This is a genomic window from Citrobacter sp. ANG330 (genome assembly GCF_047467925.1).
GTDB lineage: Bacteria > Pseudomonadota > Gammaproteobacteria > Enterobacterales > Enterobacteriaceae > Citrobacter_A > Citrobacter_A amalonaticus_G.
The window spans coordinates 149,148-165,210 of the sequence record NZ_JASJUI010000003.1 but is presented as its reverse complement, the minus strand read 5'-3'; the positions used below and the strand labels follow the sequence as shown (position 1 = coordinate 165,210).

Below are 16,063 nucleotides of genomic sequence, written 5' to 3'. Positions count from 1 at the left end.
ATGCTCCAGCTCAATACGGTTTCAGGTTTTGCAACGTTAACGAAATTATCAGTCCTGGTTTCTCTGTTTACACATGCGTCAACCGTGTTGGCTGAGGATTATTTTTCACCCGATTTTATTGAAACCCGAGGGAATATTCCGCGTGATATTGATATCTCTCGTTTCAGCAAAACTGACGGACAGGTTCCCGGTGTTTATCACGTTGATGTCTATCTGAACGGAAATTATATCGAATCTCGTGATATCAGCTTTCTGGGTAAAGAGAGTGAATTGGCCCCATCGTTAACCTACGCCGATTTCGTGAAATGGGGTGTGAAGCGTAACGCACAGCCTGACTGGATGAGTATGGAGGATTCCGCAACCATCGATAATATGGGGGCGTTACTCCCCGGGAGCCAGCTCAATTTTCAATTTGATGGCATGCGTCTGGATATTTCGGTGCCGCAAGAATATATGCAGCGCGATCCACACGGCTCCGTTGCACCGGAACAGTGGGACGACGGACTGAATATGCTGTTCCTGAATTATAACTTCTCTGCTGCCAACAGCCATGGTAAGGGCGATTCGCGTAATGACAGCTATCTGAACCTGCGTAGTGGGATTAACGTCGGTCCCTGGCGGTTGCGGAATTACTCGACATATAACAATAACGAAGGAGACGGGCACTGGAACACCCTCAGCACTTCACTGGAGCGTGATATTAAAGTGCTGAAAAGCCAGTTCAGTATGGGGGATGGTTATACGCAGGCTGGTGTATTCGACAGCGTTCACTTCCGTGGCGCGCAAATTTATTCGGATGACACCATGTTGCCGGAAAGCGTTCGGGGGTTTGCGCCAGTGGTCCGTGGTATTGCGCAAAGTAACGCACAAGTCACCATTCGTCAGGGCGGGAATATTATCTGGCAGTCTTATGTACCGCCAGGCCCGTTTGTGATTGATGATCTTTATCCTACGGCCGCCAGCGGTGATCTTACCGTGGTGGTGCGTGAAGCCGATGGTTCGGTGCATCAGTTTATTCAGCCATTTTCGGCTGTACCGATCATGCAGCGTGAGGGCCAGTTTAAATATGCGCTGGCAGTGGGGAAATATCGTGCATCAAACAGTACGGATAAGGAACCGGATTTTCTTCAGGCCACAATGAGCTACGGGTTGCCGTGGGACACCACGATTTATGGCGGCACGCTGGCGTCGGGGGATTACCAGGCCGGGGCTATTGGGATCGGCAAAGGATTGGGTGATTTCGGTTCGTTCTCTTTTGACACCACCTTTGCTCATACGCAGATGCCAGGTAAAACGGAAGGCGGTATCTCGCTTCGCGCGCAGTATGCCAAAGATTTTTCATCCACAGGCACTTCGCTGAGTCTGATGGGGTATCGGTATTCCTCTTCCGGCTTTCATGATTTTCAGGAAGCGAATGGTGATGTCAATAAATACCGGATGGCGAGCGATAACGTTCTGGAAGGCAATGACTGGCGTTATCAGCGTAACAAACGCAGTAAGGCACAGGTGACATTGAACCAGCAGCTTGGCGATTTCGGGAATATCAACCTTTCGGCCTGGCACCAGGACTATTGGGGCGGTGATACCGAGCGTAACGTCAGCCTGGGTTACAACACCAGTATTAACAATATTAATTATGGCCTGAACTATAGCTATTCCCGTGGTCCCTGGCACAACGACAACGATCATATCGTCTCTTTTACGATGCAGATTCCATTCTCACGTTTCTTGCCAAATAGCTGGATGACGCTATCGGCAAACGCGAATAAAAAAGGCGACGCCACTTCACAGGTTGGGCTGTCCGGTTCCGCGCTGGAAGACAGAAATCTGAGCTGGAATGTACAGCAGGGATACAACAGTAAGGGGTCAGATGTGACGGGCAGTGCGTCGGCGAATTATAAGGGCCGTCATGGTGAATATCAGCTTGGTTATAACTACTCTCGCGATAACCGTCAGGTCTCGGTTGGCGCAATGGGGGGACTGGTGGTTCATCCGTATGGCGTCTCCGCGACTCAACCTCTTGGCGAGACAATGGCGTTGGTGAAGGCTGAGAATGCCGCAGATGTGAAAGTGGCGAATAACAGCGGCATTTACACAGACAGTAAAGGTTTTGCCGTTGTGCCGTACGTTGCGCCATATCGACAGAACAGTCTGACGCTAAATACCGACAGGTTGAACAACAATACGGATGTGTTGAATGACACGCAGACCGTCGTACCAACAAAAGGCGCGCTGACGCTGGCCGATTTCCCGACAGTTACCGGCTACCGAATCCTGCTGCAATTGACGGGCAAAACGATTCCGTTTGGGGCGACGGCAACAATTAACCATCGCGACAATACGCCAGAAGGGATTGTTGACGATCGTCAGCGAGTCTGGTTTAGCGGCGCACCGGAAAAAGGCTCCGTGGTGGTGAACTGGGCTGGGGAAAGTTGTCTGGCAAATTATCAGATTGCGCAGGCTTCTGACAAAACGCATAACGTCACCGCGGAGTGCAGGTAAGTGGAGAGTAAGATGAATCGAATTATAGTGAGTTTATTGTGGGTGGCTCTGGGACTGTTTTCACGTACTGCGCTGGCGTGGGATTGTTCGACGGTCACGCCATCAACAACCTTATCGCCGCAGAATATCACTATCTCCAGGGATCTGCCGGTGGGGGCCGTTATTGGTACGCAGATAATGACGCCGACAGTGAATGCGTTCAGTTGTTTTGATTCAGCGGAAGGGGTCATTTCCAATCAAACGTTTGGCGTAAAGGCGATAGGTACCTTCGATTCAATGGTCAATGGGGTTCGGGTCTATAAAACCAACGTTGACGGTATTGGCTATGCGATTTCCGGCTCGACGGCAAAGTGCGCCGGAGGGAATGCCGCCGTGACAGGGGCGAATACGATTCGGGGCGATAGTAACACCGCCAGGCTTTGTCAAAATACCACGGGAATGATAAGCCCCGGATTGAATGGTTCCGTCACGGTGACGTTCTATAAAACGGCGACGGAGACCGGTTCTGGTACGATATCGGCAAGAACGGTGGGGTCATTGATATTGCTGAATAACTCGCTGCTCTGGCAATCCCCAGAAGCCGCAGTCAATATCAATGCGTTCACGGTGACCACGCCAGCCTGCAAACTGACCACGGCATCCATCCCTGTCGATATGAAAGAGGTTGATAAAAATGCCTTTAATGGCAAAGGAACGACGCCGGGAGAGGCATATACCCAGTCATTCAATTTGCCGATGACCTGCAATGCCGGAACCGCCGTCAGCGTCAGGATGGAAGGCGATATTAATGACGCAACGAAAGGCGTCATCAATACGACCAGCGGGAGTAACGCCGCTACAGGGGTCGGGATCCAACTGCTTTATAACAACCAGCCGATGCGGTTGGGCTCCGATGTGGCGGTTGGGACATCGAGCACAGGGGGCGGGTTCACGGTACCGCTTAAGGCGCGTTACTACCAGACGGGCGATCACATCACCACAGGGGCGGCGAACGGCGTACTGTCTTTTACGATGACATACCAGTAGTTGCTGAATAACTCACTAGCGGGCGAACAGCAGAACAGGTTAACGTCAACCTGTTCTGCTGTTTATCACGACATATTTACTGCGGCTACGTTTGTGATGCCGTGGGGTGAAAGAGAAAGCCGCCAACGGCAGGTCTGTTCTGTCTTCGCCATTACAAAATCATCTGTGCCAGTAAAAAGCCAAATGGTACCGAGAAAATAATCGATAAACATCCCGGCAGGAAGAAGGGGTGATTAACGATCTTTGAGCCATTCCAGCGCGAACTGAGAAATGAACCCGTGTCATCAGTGGCTATCGCGAACGCGGTTGTCGGGTAAATATTCGTGATATAAAGTGCGCTGACCGCAACAAAACTGGCTAATATTGCCTCCGGGCTAATTCCGATGGAGGCGGCGATAGGCATCAGCAATGCGCTGGTTGCCCCCTGGCTAAACAGCATGGCGCTGGTACAGAAAAATACCGCCGCCAGTAAGAACGGCCAGGCGCGTAATATGTCGCTGGCTTCCATTTTGATCTCATCGATATGGGCACCGATCAGTGTGCTGCTCAGCCAGACAATCCCTAATACAACCACCAGTGATTCCGCGCCGGATTTAAATATCGGTGAGTTTTTCAGCTCTTTCATGTCCAGCTTGCAGGTGAAAATAATGATCGTGGACACGACAAACATCGTAATAATGATTAAGTCGCGGGAATTGATGGTATGCCCAATCAGGGATTTAAACAGCAGCATACAGACCACGAAGAGCACTCCTACCAGGAATATGGCGACTGAGGATTTTGCTCCGGCGGGAATAGGGCGGCTGGCATGTTTATTCAGCACAATTTTATTTTCCTGCATGATTTTTTGACACACAGGATCGTCGGCCAGTTTGGCGCCTTGTTTGCTGGCAATGAACGCCGCGATCAGCATGGCAAATAACGCGGTGGGCAGGATAATCAGCATTGCATCGCCGAAGCTCACGCCCATCACCTCAACGGTGCCGTACATAATCGCCGTAGCGGCAGAGATCGGGGAGGCAGTAATCCCGAGTTGCGAAGCTACAACCGCAGAGCTTAACGGCTGGCTGGGCCGGATACCGTTGTCTTTCGCTACTTCCTGAATCACGTTCATCACCGACATGGCGGTATAACCAGTACCGGAAAGTACCGTCAGAATAAACGTTACGGTAGGGGCAAGAATATTAAGATAGCCGGGATTATGGCGCAGTAACTTTTCGGTCAGGGTGACGAGATAATCCATTCCGCCGGCCTGTTGCATGGCTGAGAGCGCCACAATGGTAGACAGAATAATCAGCATCACGTCGACAGGCGGAGAGCCTGCCGGAACGCCAAAAATAAATACCGAAATCGCTAATCCGATTCCGCCAGCGAATCCGACGCCAATTCCGCCCCAGCGGGCGGCAAGCATAATGGTTCCCAGCAATAAAACGACATGTAATATCACCATATAATTAACCTGCTCTTTGTTATATTTTATTTATCGGCAACGAGAGGGCGAGGTAATGAATAAGGAATATTCATTACCTGCAGTTAACGCTTATTTTTCGATAACAGATGATTACGACATATTCATTTCTGTTTGATAGCGTTTAATCGCTGCCGTACTCTTTTGCGGATCGGTCATATTCATCGGATCAAGCAGATAATCCGCCTGTTCCGGCGTCAGCAGTTTTTCTGCCAGCACGACCTGCTTTACGCTGCATTGCTGTTTATACGCGGTTTTTGCAATTCGCGATCCCACCTGATAGCCAAACAGGGTTGCCACGACGGTGGCCAGCGCTGTACTTTCCTCTGCGTAGCGAGCACTCACTTCTTCATTTATCGCGATATCTTTCAGACATTTATCGATAAACAGCGGTATCCCCCGGCTCAGTAACGAGCAGGATTCGAAGAGCGCCTTTAGCAACACCGGTTCCCATACGTTCAGATCAAGCTCACCGCCCTCAACCGCCATGGTTACCGTGACGTCATTACCGATAACCTGATACGCAATTTGATTCATCAGTTCGGGCATGACCGGGTTAATTTTGCCCGGCATGATGGACGAACCCGGTTGCACGGCAGGGACAATAATTTCATTAAAACCGGCGCGCGGTCCTGAACCCTGAATACGAAAATCGGTCGCCATTTTAGAGAGAAAGGCGGCGATTTTCTTGAGCTGTGCGGAGAATTCAATATAGAAGTCACCGTGTTGCAGACCGTCGAAAAAATCCGCTTCCGGGCGATATGGCTCGCCAGTGAGGGTTTCCAGCCATTGATATACCGCCGGAAGATATCCCTCATGGGTGGACAACCCCGTACCAATCGCCGTCGCTCCCAGGGGTAAATACAGCGCCTCCTCGTTAACCTCGGCCAGTTTTACTCTGAGTCGGTTGACCTGTGTGCGATAGGCACCAAATTGTTGGCCAAACGTCATTGGCACCGCATCCTGTAAGCAGGTGCGGCCTAATTTTACTTTGTCGGCAAACTGACGGCTTTTATCCGCTAGTACGGCTTCCAGTTTTTCCAGTTGCACCAGCAAATGCCTGATATTCATGCGACTGGTCATTTTCATCGCCGCAGGAATGACGTCGTTGGTCGACTGTCCCATATTGACGTGCGTATTTGGGTGAATCGCATCATATCCCCGTACGCCGGTGAGCAGTTCATTTGCGCGGTTAGCCACCACTTCATTCATGTTCATATTGGTTGAGGTGCCGCCGCCGCCCTGAAGAATATCAATCGGGAAATGGGCGTCAAAATCGCCGTTCATCACCTCCTGCGATGCCATCACGATGACGGCGGCTTTCCGCTGATCCAACGCGCCAATTTGCGCGTTGGCCTGAGCGGCCGCTTGTTTTATCGCGGCGATCGACCACAGGAAATGCGGAATATCCCCGGCCGTTTTCCCCGAAACTGAAAAATTCATTACTGCCCGTTGCGTTTGAATACCGTAGTAGGCTTCCTCCGGCACCATTAACGTTCCTAATAGATCCTTTTCTTCACGCATCGTTATGTCTCTTCTTGTATTAAGGTGTATCGCTACCTTAATTTGCTGGCAGTATGGATAATTTGAAGTGGCTCAAAGAAAAAAAAGCATTGAAAAGATAAATACTCATTATTAAAAAATGTAATAGTAGAGGCGGTAATGAAGGATATTAACTTCGATTTTAAGCAGTTACAGGCGTTTTTAGCGGTAATTGAGACGGGGTCATTTACCGCTGCGGCAAAGAAACTCAACCTGACTCAATCCTCGATTTCTCAGCAGATCGCGAATCTGGAAAATGGCTTAAAGACTGAAGTGATTAACCGCTCACAGCGACCCATTCAGATGACGATAGCCGGACAGGCGCTGTACCCGCTGGGAAAAAAGATTATCGATAGCGGTGTCTATCTGCAGGAACATATCAACGCGATCAGTCACGGGCATATTTCACATTTGAAAATCGGCTTTGTTGATTCGATCGGTAAATCTATCGGCCTGGATATCCTGACCTTCCTGCAACCGCAGGTGAAACATATTTTCCAGGTGACCGGTACAGCATCGGGGCTGCTTTCCGCGCTGAATACGGGCAGCATTAACCTGGCCATCACGATGCTGCATACCGAGATGCCGCCTAATGTCAGAATGTACCCGCTGATTGAAGAGGAGTTTCTGTGCGTTTGCCCCAAAGCCTGGCCGGAAACGCGACTGGAAGAGTTGTGTAAAAACAGGGTCTACATCGCCTATACCCGCAATACGCCGACCGGCATCCAGACGCTCAACTGGCTGAAATGGAATAACCTGTCTCCGTCCATCCAGTTTGAAATGGATAATGCTGATGACATTCTGAAATTAATTTCCTGCGGTTACGGATGGACGCTGACCACGCCGCTGTTTATTACCACACTTCCCGCCTTTACGGACTCGCTGAAGATCATCCGGATCAACAATCGCAAAGAATGCCGCAAAATCGTCCTGCTCTGTAAGGATGATGAACTGTCTGAGTTCTATAAAAACCTGGCGATTGAAGTCCAGTCAATACTGGAAACGAAACTGGAACAGGGGTTCTACAGTAAGCTCAATGCGGATGTGCCATCATGATCCCTGACCATGCATAATTCGGCCTTCAGCGAAGTATTGCCCGGTACTTACCGTTAAAGTGGCGGAAATGCTAACCCAGGAGGTTGCTATGATTGCTGTGATTTTTGAAGCGGACGCGATACCCGCTTTGCAGGAACGATATTTACAACTCGCCGCTGAACTCAGGACGGAACTCGCTAAGAGTGAGGGATTCATCGCGATTGAGCGTTTCAAAAGCTTGAGCACGGAAGGGAAGATCTTATCGCTTTCGTGGTGGGAGAATGAAGAGGCCCTTGTGGTGTGGAAAAACAACATGAAACATCGGGCAGCGCAAAGGGAAGGAAAGGAAGCGATATTTTCTTTTTATCGAATACGTGTTGCAAAAGTGCTGCGTGACTATTCATCTGCAGGATAAAATTCTGGCATAAGAAAGCTAAGGATATATTTTCTGCCTGATGTCACTTTTGTAAAGCTACGCTGGCGGTGAAAGAAAGACCGTTGAGCAAATTCATCACTGGAAGTTGGCAAAATAGTTACGTTGAACGCCGTCATGAGAAAGAATGCGGACAGGTGAGAGACTGTATGAAACTTAATAGTTAACGCAACCTTAAATATTACCCCTTGAAATTACAAGGGGCAATATAATAAAGGCTAATTTTTGATATCGGTCGTATTTTAATAGTTTTTTATGGGTTAAGTGCTTATTGCATTCTGTACCCGAGAGTCTAAATGTTAGATAATCCCGGGTGGATTTATCCCTGGTGTTACGTTGGTCTTTGACCGCCTGACTAGTATGTGCCGCGAGCGCTATTAGTCAGGTATTTTTTAAGTATAAGGAAGACCCGACCTAAAAAAAAGCTGTCCTAAAAGACAGGGGATAATAATTTCGGAATGTTATTATCAGGAATGAACAAATGCACTCTTTTGTTGAGTTTTTTTTGCTTGATCGCGATGAGTTGCCTTCAGGTTTTGCCACTGAACTCTACCGACTAAGAAATCGAACATTTCGTGAGCGGCTCAACTGGAAAGTAGAATGTACTGACGGTCTGGAAAAGGATCAATTTGATAACGAAAATACGACTTACCTGTTAGGCATGCACGAGGGAGAAATCTTGTGCGGCGCCCGATTTATCGATGCGACGCAACCGACGATGATCAGCGAAATATTCCATGAGTACTTCGATAATATCACTCTCCCTACGGATATTCCCTGTTGCGAAGTGAGCCGCCTGTTTTTGGATAAAGCCAGACGTGATTCCGGAAACCTTCGAGGAATGCCCGCCAGTAAAGCATTGTTCCTGGCGATGATCATTTATTGCATGAAAAAACAGTATCGGGGTATGTACGCCGTAGCCAGTCGTGGCATGTATGCCATATTTCGCCATGCTAACTGGAAAATAGACGTGATTCAGAAAGGTCTTTCTGAGAAAGGGGAAACTATCTACTATATTTTTATGCCGGCTAGTGAAAGCGCAATTGAAAGTATCATCAGCAAAGACCCGTCCAGCCACTGGCTCCGTGAGATACTTCAACAACTTCGCCGCCTGTGATCCGGCACGGAGTTCAGTTATCCAGTAATCTGAGCTCCATTCCGAGTTTTACCGCATGTCTGGCATTGTTAACACCCAGTTTCTTCATTGCATTGCTCATATGAAATTTCACGGTTCTCTCAGCAATGGACAATATAACCGAGACTTCGGCATACGTTTTACCTGCACTGACCCACTTCAAAATTTGTCTTTCTCGCGGCGACAGGAAAACGTTCTTTTTCTGATGAACTTTACTGTAGAGATTGAGTGTCTTCTGATGTAGCTGAATGAGAAACTGCATGAAATGCGCACGGCAGGCTTCCATCTCAATCCCTGAATCCTTCTGGCTGATGATGGACAACACGACAAGATTATTCATATAGTCATGCAGGGGGAATGTTTGCCCCTGGAAAATATTGTGTTCAGAGCTTTCACTGAAGATGCGCGTCAGATTATAACCGCTCGCCAGCAGCAATTTGTTCTCCCAGAAAAAGTCCTCGACACTGCTTAATGCCCTGATAATAACAGGGTCAATAAACTGGTATTTTCGTTCAAGATAGATGTTAAACCACTCAGGGTTATTATTAATGATCTGCATTTGCGAAGGATCTTTCTTGTTCATAATCGCATATGCGTAGATCGTATTTTTGTAGCCCTTAATGAAAGCATCCAGTTCATTCTGGATTAACGTGTTGATTCCTTCGTCGTTGTAATACATATCCTTCACGCCAGCTACTACCTCTGTGATGAGTGTTTGGAAGAGTATAGCCTGCCTCGTTACCTGACAAAATCGACTTATCCCACAACAGTCGATATTTTCTGTCCTTCTGATGAGGTCTGTTTACTGCAGGAAAAGTCAGGGGTGACGGCTATTCGGTATTTAACGTCATTGCGCTGGCGAAAAGTAAGTTTGATCAGAATGATATGGCGTTGTCGATAAACCGTTCAAGCCTGTTGCCGCCCACCGGCGGGGAGATGAGATACCCCTGAAAGCGATCGATACCTAACGCTTTCAAGGCCCTAAATTTCTCTTTACTGTCTACTCCTTCGGCAATGCAGCGACTGCCCGTCAGCGTGCAGTAATAGTTCAGGCTTTTTATCAGCGCCAGCGCGTGTGGATCGTGTTGCATCTCATTGATAATGCCCATGTCCAGTTTATATTCGTTAAACTGGATCTGCCTGACCGGAAATATCACGCTGCCTTGTGAGAAGCAATCATCCAGCATAATACGAAAGCCGAGCTGTTTTAATGTGTTGATATTGTCAGCGGTTTTCCCCTGTTGACTAAACGCGAGAGTTTCAGCAAATTCCAGCACCAGCCTGTCCGTTCGCTGTGGCGGGTCGAGTTGTTGTTTCGCGGCGTTCAGCATGCGTGGAAGGCATTCATGGCTGGCAAGGGCGGCGGGGATGTTAAGTGAGAAGTAAAACTCGCCAGGATACTGATTGATTTTCTGTACGGCTTCCTGCAAAACAAACGCGGTCAGTACCTGCCAGGCGTATTCCGCATGTATCTGCGGCAAAAATGCACCGGGTGGCAGGAGCGTTCCATCGCGACGCCAGCGTGAGAGAATTTCCATCCCCTGTAAACGGTGATGACTATCCACAATCGGTTGAAATACCGGAAAAATCTGTTGGCAATGGATGGCGTGGACGAATTCACGCTCGAAGGCGGACAGTGCATCGCTGCCGCTTCTGTTCCGTCGTGCCTCCGAATTGCCGGGAAAGTGTGTCGCCAGTTGCGGGTAATGTTCCGACATCTTTTTGAGTCCTGAGATCTTCTGGTTATATAGGGTTTTCGGGCTGATGCCGCGCTGTTGCGCCCGTTCCTGGGGGTTATATCCGTGCAGCAAATCCAGAATGGCGTTTAGCTCCGGTTTGCTCAGGCCGATTGACGGCGTGCCGTAAATCCATGCTTCTTTGTCTGCCCGATGGCCCAGAGAAAGGACATTCTGTAACCCATGCCCACGCAATAGCGCGGCAATGCAGCGCGTTGGTAAATCCGAGGCGACGGCGCGAATTTCTGTCAGCAAACTGCGACGTCTCACAAGGTGTCCCAGCGTGTGCCACAACCAACGGTCAGGGCAGCGGCTGAGGATTAGCATCGGCAACGGAGTGGCGGCCTGTTCCTGCAGAAACGCCGCCGTCTGCAACGTAGTGAGTAATTCAGTGGGATCGTCAGGAAGAAACACCACGATTCGACGTACTGACGTCAGCACGGGAAGTGATGAGAGAGTCAGCGACCGCGAGTTAAGTTGCACCAGATGCGGGCTACCTGGCGTCATCATCCTCGCGAGACCTTCGGCGGCAAAGCGGCAGGGGGACAAAATGTAGTCCATCGAAGGGCTTCCTGTATTACTGATAAACAAACGTCACCCCGATGATTGACTGAACATTGCCTGCCGTGACCTGTCCGCTGGTTCGTGCATAATTGGCTGTTAAGCCAAGGTTTACGGCAGAGGTACCGACCGTGCCTAATGACACGTTGCTGTTGGCGGGGACGATGCTGCCGTTGCGCGTGAGCTGAACACCGATGCCCTGAGCGGGTGAGGACGACGCGGTATTGGTGAAGATCGAATTGGCGGAATCTGTGGTGGTCCCCGAAAGGTAATACGCCAGTTGCTGGCTTTGCGCGCAGTAGACCGTCAGCGGGATGGACATAGAGCCTGGGTAGTCAGGCAAGGTCACCGTCACGTCGCGAGCGGAGACGTCGCAGCCGCCAGTTGGAATGACCACATTATTATTCGCATAAATGCTCCAGACGAACTGAAAGTCATCGCTGTTTTTGTTATTGGTCTGACGAAGAATGAGTCTGGCGATAAGCGTTCCCGCGCTTATCGCCACGCCGCCAGCAGAGCTGATTGGCGTCAAATACAGTAGGGTCGGCCACGGTTTATCGACTTTCGAATCATAGATCATCCGTGCGGTTTCGCTGGTGGTCGGAAACGGATAGCTGGAGCCGTTATATTTTACGGAGCCGGAAAAACTCGATAACACGCCGCCGTAAGCGGACCCCTGCTGGAGGGTGACATAGTCGGTCATGCTTTCGGGATAGTCGTTATGACAAAAAATCTGCGTTGAGAGATCGACCACCAGGTTTTCTCCGACGTTCACTGCGGGAGCGAGGTCGACATAAACGTTCGCGCTACCGCCGCCAATAGGAATGGTCGCTCCGCCTGCGGTTTGGCAGGCAAAGGACCAGGCATTGATCGACCAGCCCATCAGCAACAGTGTCGTCAACAGGGTTACGACTCTTTTCATCAACATACTCTCCTGGTCATGCATAGGTATAGGTCACGTTAATTACCGCCTGGATCGTTCCCTGGGTTGCGCCGCCGTTTACCGACAACGCTCTGACCTGTAAAGGAAAACGGGCGGATTGCGAGGCGTCATCCACCACCACGGATTTTGTCGCGCCGGTGTTCAGTCGGTTGCCGCTGTCATCCTGGAGCTCAAGCTGGATATTCCCGGCAGTCCCCTGATTTTTGTAGTAGCCCGTGCTGTCGGCTGTACCGCTAAAGCTGGCGGTGACGCGCGAGGTGCCCACCGGACAATTGCTTAGCTCGAGCGCCACGGTATGCCACGCAGAGAAGGAACCGGCGGAGACCAGACTAAAGGTGTAGAGATCGCCCAGTTCGACGGTGGCATTGGTCGTTGATACCGTGCACGGTTTCGCCACGACTTTCCCGTTCACGGTAATGGTCACGTCGGCCGCCTGCACAACAGCAGACGCGGCCAGGATGGCCGCCAGTAGCCACCGGGGTTGAAACCATCTCATCAGAACCTCCGCTTACTGAAACTCAAGAGTGAATGTCGCTGTTGCATTAACGTGCCCCGGCGTGACAGGAACCTGCGTTGCCATCAGGCGGGCATAAAAGTTCAGCGTATTAGTCTGACCGGGCGTCAGGGTGGTCCAGGATAGGGTGGATGAACCGGCATTCAGCGGCAGCGGAGCCTGCTGTCCGTTGAGGATCTGGATCCCCATTCCTGCCGCTGCCGAGCTTCCGCTATCGAGTTGCAATAACTGGGTGTTTTCGTGGTCAGCGATGCCGATAAAACCGACTTTTACTGCCGTGACCGACGTGCCGCAGGGCGACAGCACAATACGAAACGGGACGACAGGCGTGGTGGCGCCGATACGGCTGAACTGTTTCGCGGCGTTATCCAGCAAATCGACGGTAAAATCTTTCGATTCGCCCGCCACGGCGCAGGCGTTATCCCTGACATAGCCGCTGATGGTAATGGTACTGTCGGCGGCGAATGCACTGGCGGTGACCAGCGCGAAAACGGCTCCCGGCAGATAAAGACGTTTTTTCATTATCATGTCCTTAGCGGCATTCCGCCGTGAGCTGAATGAGCCGTTGTTGCTGGCTCTCGGCGGTCAGACGGTAATCCGCCACGCAACTGGCGTTTGCGGTATCACCCCATTTCACCTGTACCTTTCCCGCCAGCGGCATGCCGCTCAGATAGACCAGACCGTTATCGGCGACGATACTGCTGCTTGGGCTGCTGTCAGCGGTGACCATCGCACCAAAGGGAACCGGTTTGCCGCGGTGAGTTAACGTCATCAACAGTTTCATCCCGACATGAGTGTTAAATTCCGCCAGGACGATCGCGCCGTGCGTGGGGACGACGTTGATTACGGCGTCATCAAGATCAACGTTGTCAGCGAGCGTATTGGTATCCAGCGCCACCCGGTTTTCCCGGTACTCGGTGGCGTAAGGCAGCACCGCATAACCACGCCAGTCAGTGCGTACTCCGGTCTGGTTTTCGACTTTCGCGCCCTCAGCGCCGGGCGCCTTAATCAGCACAACTGTGTCATTAAGCGGTTGGCTCAGCGTGATGCCGTTGGCATGCGCCAGCACGCCGCCGCTCATTCCGTAATAGAATTGTTTGAGTCCGTCGCTACGGCTGTAACCGACGTTGGCATTGCCAGAACCGCCGCGATAGTTCAGCGTGGCATAGCCAGTGCTGCTGCTGTTACCTTCACCGCCGCCCGCATAGCCGGTTTGTACGCTGTAGCTGAGGTTATTGTCTTCCAGCACGGTGCCATACAGCCCCGCCAGGTTTGTCATTCGACCGTTAAGGTCGTTTGACATGCTGTAGCTGGCGCTGGCGTGTCGCCAGACGGACTGGCTGTCCGATCGCAGCCAGTGGCTGAAGGGAATATTGACGTTAATAGCCAGCATCTGGTCGCGACCATCCTGCCAGGCGTTTTTGGTCAGGCTGTAGCTCAGCGTCCAGTTGATATCGTCGATAGCCATATTCAGACCGGCCTGCAATTGTTCATCGGCGCTGTCGCTGCCCCAGTAAGTCTGGTGGCTTCCGCTCAGATAGAGCGTAGCGGTACGGCCTAACTGCTGGGTCAGGCTCACCTGCACTTTGCCGCGCTTGTTCCAGGCGAGGTTGTAGTAATCCGTGAATTTCGGCTGAACCTGAATCACCCCATCCTGCGTTTCGACGTCATAACCGCTCATCCGGCGGTAAGTGGTATCGGAAAAGCTAAAATATCCACGTGTGGAGTAGCGATAGCCCACCAACTGGATATTCGTGCCAACGTCGCTGAGCGATTTGTTATAGAGGAAACGCACCGACTGTCCCTGATGTTTGCTGTCATCGGGTAAAGTGGCATTGGCCTGAGTGATGTCCACCGACAGCGCCCCCAAAAGCCCCATATTTTTCCCTACGCCCACATTAAAAGCGCGATAGCGGTCTGCCAGTTGCGTACCGCCGTACAGGGTCCAGCCAGCCGGGAGGCCGTGGAGTAAGGTGCTCTGAAAAAAGGTCGGTTCTTCCTGCTGATCGTTACCGCTTCGGTACTCTCCGGCGGTGATGGCATAGCGGGTATGGCCTTCACGTTGCAGCACCGGGACCGAGGAGTAAGGAACGGTGAAGTTCTGGCTGCTCCCGTCAGCTTCCTTGACGGTAACCTGCAGATCGCCGCCGTTACCGGCGGCATAAAGGTCGCTAATGCTGAAGGGGCCTGGCGGTACCGTACTGTGGTAGATCTCATAACCATTCTGTTTGATGGAGACCTGCGCCGTCCCGCGCGCAATCCCATGGATCACCGGGGCAAAGCCTTTCTGGCTGTCCGGCAGCATATTGTCATCAGAAGCGAGCTGCGCGCCGCGGAAGTTAATGCCGTCAAAGACATCGCCGTTGGTATAGCTGTCGCCGAGCGTCAGACGTGAGCGTAACGGCGTGATGTCCCTTTCCAGCCAGGTATTAACGTGCTGCCATTTGTTTTCATTGCCCGATGAACTCCCGCCGCTACTGTAGCTCCAGGTGGTATTGTCGCGTAGACGCCACGCGCCCAGGTTAAGGCCACTTTGCAGGTTTAAGTAGGCGTAGCTGCTGCTACCGCCAACATCATTCTGGACGTTATTGCCGGTGAAGTTGTAATTCAGTAGCCCGGCGGTAATCCCGTGATCCCAGCGTTCCGGCGGGATATAGCCGCGAGCCTGATTCCCCATAAAGGCCTGAGGAATCGTCAGATGCAACCGCTGCTGACCCACATCTAAACGGGTGGTGGCGTCAGGGATCATTTCCGTTAACGGGACACATGCATCTGCTGCCAACTCGTTCATTCCACTGACGGCAGCAGTATTCAGCCCCATCGTGGCGAGCTGTCCACGCGTCAGGCACGGCGTCAGTTCGCGGCTGCCTTGACTGGCATGAAAAGCAACGTCGCGAGTGGTCATGTACCCCTCGTTCAGGTAAATATCGACACGATAGGTGCCGGGCGGTAGCTCGTGCCCCTTTTCAAAACCGGAAAGATCCGCGACGGCAGCCGGATCGTCCGCCAGAAAGCGCGGATTAAAATAGAGCTCTGCCTGCGCGGAAAAGGTGTATGTGGCCAGCAAAAAAGCAAAGGGGAGTTGCGCCATTGCGCCAGCCAAAAAGGGGGCATGATGCCGCCTGTGGACGAGTCCAGGTTTCAGATATGACATAGTCCCTCCGGTTC

At 51.3% G+C, this 16,063-nt stretch carries 13 protein-coding genes; 5 read left to right on the top strand and 8 right to left on the bottom strand.

Annotation, left to right across the window (positions count from 1 at the left end; translation table 11 throughout):
- Both QNN88_RS09120 and QNN88_RS09115 read left to right on the top strand, forming a co-directional pair.
- A complete protein-coding gene (locus QNN88_RS09120) occupies positions 1–2,502 on the top strand; it encodes a fimbria/pilus outer membrane usher protein (protein ID WP_414240228.1) in 2,502 nt (833 codons plus the stop codon).
- Between the two features lie 12 nt (positions 2,503–2,514).
- Complete coding sequence (locus tag QNN88_RS09115; RefSeq protein WP_102603618.1) at positions 2,515–3,528, top strand: fimbrial protein; 1,014 nt, start codon at positions 2,515–2,517, stop codon at positions 3,526–3,528.
- Between the two features lie 151 nt (positions 3,529–3,679).
- On the opposite strand, the gene QNN88_RS09110 is transcribed toward QNN88_RS09115, so the two are convergent.
- Both QNN88_RS09110 and QNN88_RS09105 read right to left on the bottom strand, forming a co-directional pair.
- Positions 3,680–4,978 carry an anaerobic C4-dicarboxylate transporter gene (locus QNN88_RS09110; RefSeq protein WP_414239941.1) on the bottom strand — a complete coding sequence of 433 codons (1,299 nt, stop codon included), beginning with the start codon at positions 4,976–4,978 and terminating at the stop codon, positions 3,680–3,682.
- A gap of 111 nt (positions 4,979–5,089) precedes the next feature.
- Entirely contained in the window at positions 5,090–6,520 is a 1,431-nt protein-coding gene (locus QNN88_RS09105) for an aspartate ammonia-lyase (protein WP_414239940.1), read from the bottom strand.
- Positions 6,521–6,658: 138 nt separating this feature from the next.
- Here QNN88_RS09105 and QNN88_RS09100 point away from each other — a divergent pair, with 138 nt between their 5' ends.
- The 3 genes from QNN88_RS09100 (at position 6,659) to QNN88_RS09090 (ending at position 9,123) form a co-directional block, all read left to right on the top strand.
- Positions 6,659–7,594 carry a LysR family transcriptional regulator gene (locus QNN88_RS09100; protein WP_414239939.1) on the top strand — a complete coding sequence of 312 codons (936 nt, stop codon included), beginning with the start codon at positions 6,659–6,661 and terminating at the stop codon, positions 7,592–7,594.
- A gap of 88 nt (positions 7,595–7,682) precedes the next feature.
- Complete coding sequence (locus QNN88_RS09095; protein ID WP_414239938.1) at positions 7,683–7,988, top strand: antibiotic biosynthesis monooxygenase family protein; 306 nt, start codon at positions 7,683–7,685, stop codon at positions 7,986–7,988.
- Positions 7,989–8,487: 499 nt separating this feature from the next.
- Positions 8,488–9,123 (top strand): acyl-homoserine-lactone synthase, encoded by a 636-nt coding sequence (locus QNN88_RS09090; RefSeq protein ID WP_414239937.1) that lies wholly within the window; start codon positions 8,488–8,490, stop codon positions 9,121–9,123.
- A gap of 13 nt (positions 9,124–9,136) precedes the next feature.
- Here the strand turns inward: QNN88_RS09090 and QNN88_RS09085 are convergent, their stop codons facing one another.
- From QNN88_RS09085 to QNN88_RS09060, 6 genes are all read right to left on the bottom strand, one after another.
- Positions 9,137–9,820: a LuxR family transcriptional regulator gene (locus tag QNN88_RS09085; protein ID WP_414239936.1), complete on the bottom strand. Its 684-nt coding sequence runs from the start codon at positions 9,818–9,820 to the stop codon at positions 9,137–9,139.
- A gap of 196 nt (positions 9,821–10,016) precedes the next feature.
- Positions 10,017–11,438 (bottom strand): EAL domain-containing protein, encoded by a 1,422-nt coding sequence (locus QNN88_RS09080; protein ID WP_414239935.1) that lies wholly within the window; start codon positions 11,436–11,438, stop codon positions 10,017–10,019.
- Between the two features lie 16 nt (positions 11,439–11,454).
- Positions 11,455–12,360: a fimbrial protein gene (locus QNN88_RS09075; RefSeq protein WP_414239934.1), complete on the bottom strand. Its 906-nt coding sequence runs from the start codon at positions 12,358–12,360 to the stop codon at positions 11,455–11,457.
- A gap of 16 nt (positions 12,361–12,376) precedes the next feature.
- Positions 12,377–12,877 carry a fimbrial protein gene (locus tag QNN88_RS09070; RefSeq protein WP_414239933.1) on the bottom strand — a complete coding sequence of 167 codons (501 nt, stop codon included), beginning with the start codon at positions 12,875–12,877 and terminating at the stop codon, positions 12,377–12,379.
- A 12-nt stretch (positions 12,878–12,889) separates the two neighbouring features.
- Positions 12,890–13,417, bottom strand: a complete 528-nt coding sequence (locus QNN88_RS09065) for a fimbrial protein (RefSeq protein WP_414239932.1) — start codon at positions 13,415–13,417, stop codon at positions 12,890–12,892.
- Between the two features lie 10 nt (positions 13,418–13,427).
- Positions 13,428–16,049: a fimbrial biogenesis usher protein gene (locus QNN88_RS09060; RefSeq protein WP_414239931.1), complete on the bottom strand. Its 2,622-nt coding sequence runs from the start codon at positions 16,047–16,049 to the stop codon at positions 13,428–13,430.
- Positions 16,050–16,063: the final 14 nt, after the last annotated feature.

Bases quoted from the DNA above. Each gene is read 5' to 3' on its own strand.
- QNN88_RS09110 (WP_414239941.1), bottom strand. From the start codon at position 4,978: ATGGTGATATTACATGTCGTTTTATTGCTGGGAACCATTATGCTTGCC.
- QNN88_RS09075 (WP_414239934.1), bottom strand. From the start codon at position 12,360: ATGAAAAGAGTCGTAACCCTGTTGACGACACTGTTGCTGATGGGCTGG.
- QNN88_RS09085 (WP_414239936.1), bottom strand. From the start codon at position 9,820: ATGTATTACAACGACGAAGGAATCAACACGTTAATCCAGAATGAACTG.
- QNN88_RS09095 (WP_414239938.1), top strand. From the start codon at position 7,683: ATGATTGCTGTGATTTTTGAAGCGGACGCGATACCCGCTTTGCAGGAA.
- QNN88_RS09100 (WP_414239939.1), top strand. From the start codon at position 6,659: ATGAAGGATATTAACTTCGATTTTAAGCAGTTACAGGCGTTTTTAGCG.
- QNN88_RS09105 (WP_414239940.1), bottom strand. From the start codon at position 6,520: ATGCGTGAAGAAAAGGATCTATTAGGAACGTTAATGGTGCCGGAGGAA.
- QNN88_RS09060 (WP_414239931.1), bottom strand. From the start codon at position 16,049: ATGTCATATCTGAAACCTGGACTCGTCCACAGGCGGCATCATGCCCCC.
- QNN88_RS09070 (WP_414239933.1), bottom strand. From the start codon at position 12,877: ATGAGATGGTTTCAACCCCGGTGGCTACTGGCGGCCATCCTGGCCGCG.
- QNN88_RS09080 (WP_414239935.1), bottom strand. From the start codon at position 11,438: ATGGACTACATTTTGTCCCCCTGCCGCTTTGCCGCCGAAGGTCTCGCG.
- QNN88_RS09115 (WP_102603618.1), top strand. From the start codon at position 2,515: ATGAATCGAATTATAGTGAGTTTATTGTGGGTGGCTCTGGGACTGTTT.
- QNN88_RS09090 (WP_414239937.1), top strand. From the start codon at position 8,488: ATGCACTCTTTTGTTGAGTTTTTTTTGCTTGATCGCGATGAGTTGCCT.
- QNN88_RS09120 (WP_414240228.1), top strand. From the start codon at position 1: ATGCTCCAGCTCAATACGGTTTCAGGTTTTGCAACGTTAACGAAATTA.
- QNN88_RS09065 (WP_414239932.1), bottom strand. From the start codon at position 13,417: ATGAAAAAACGTCTTTATCTGCCGGGAGCCGTTTTCGCGCTGGTCACC.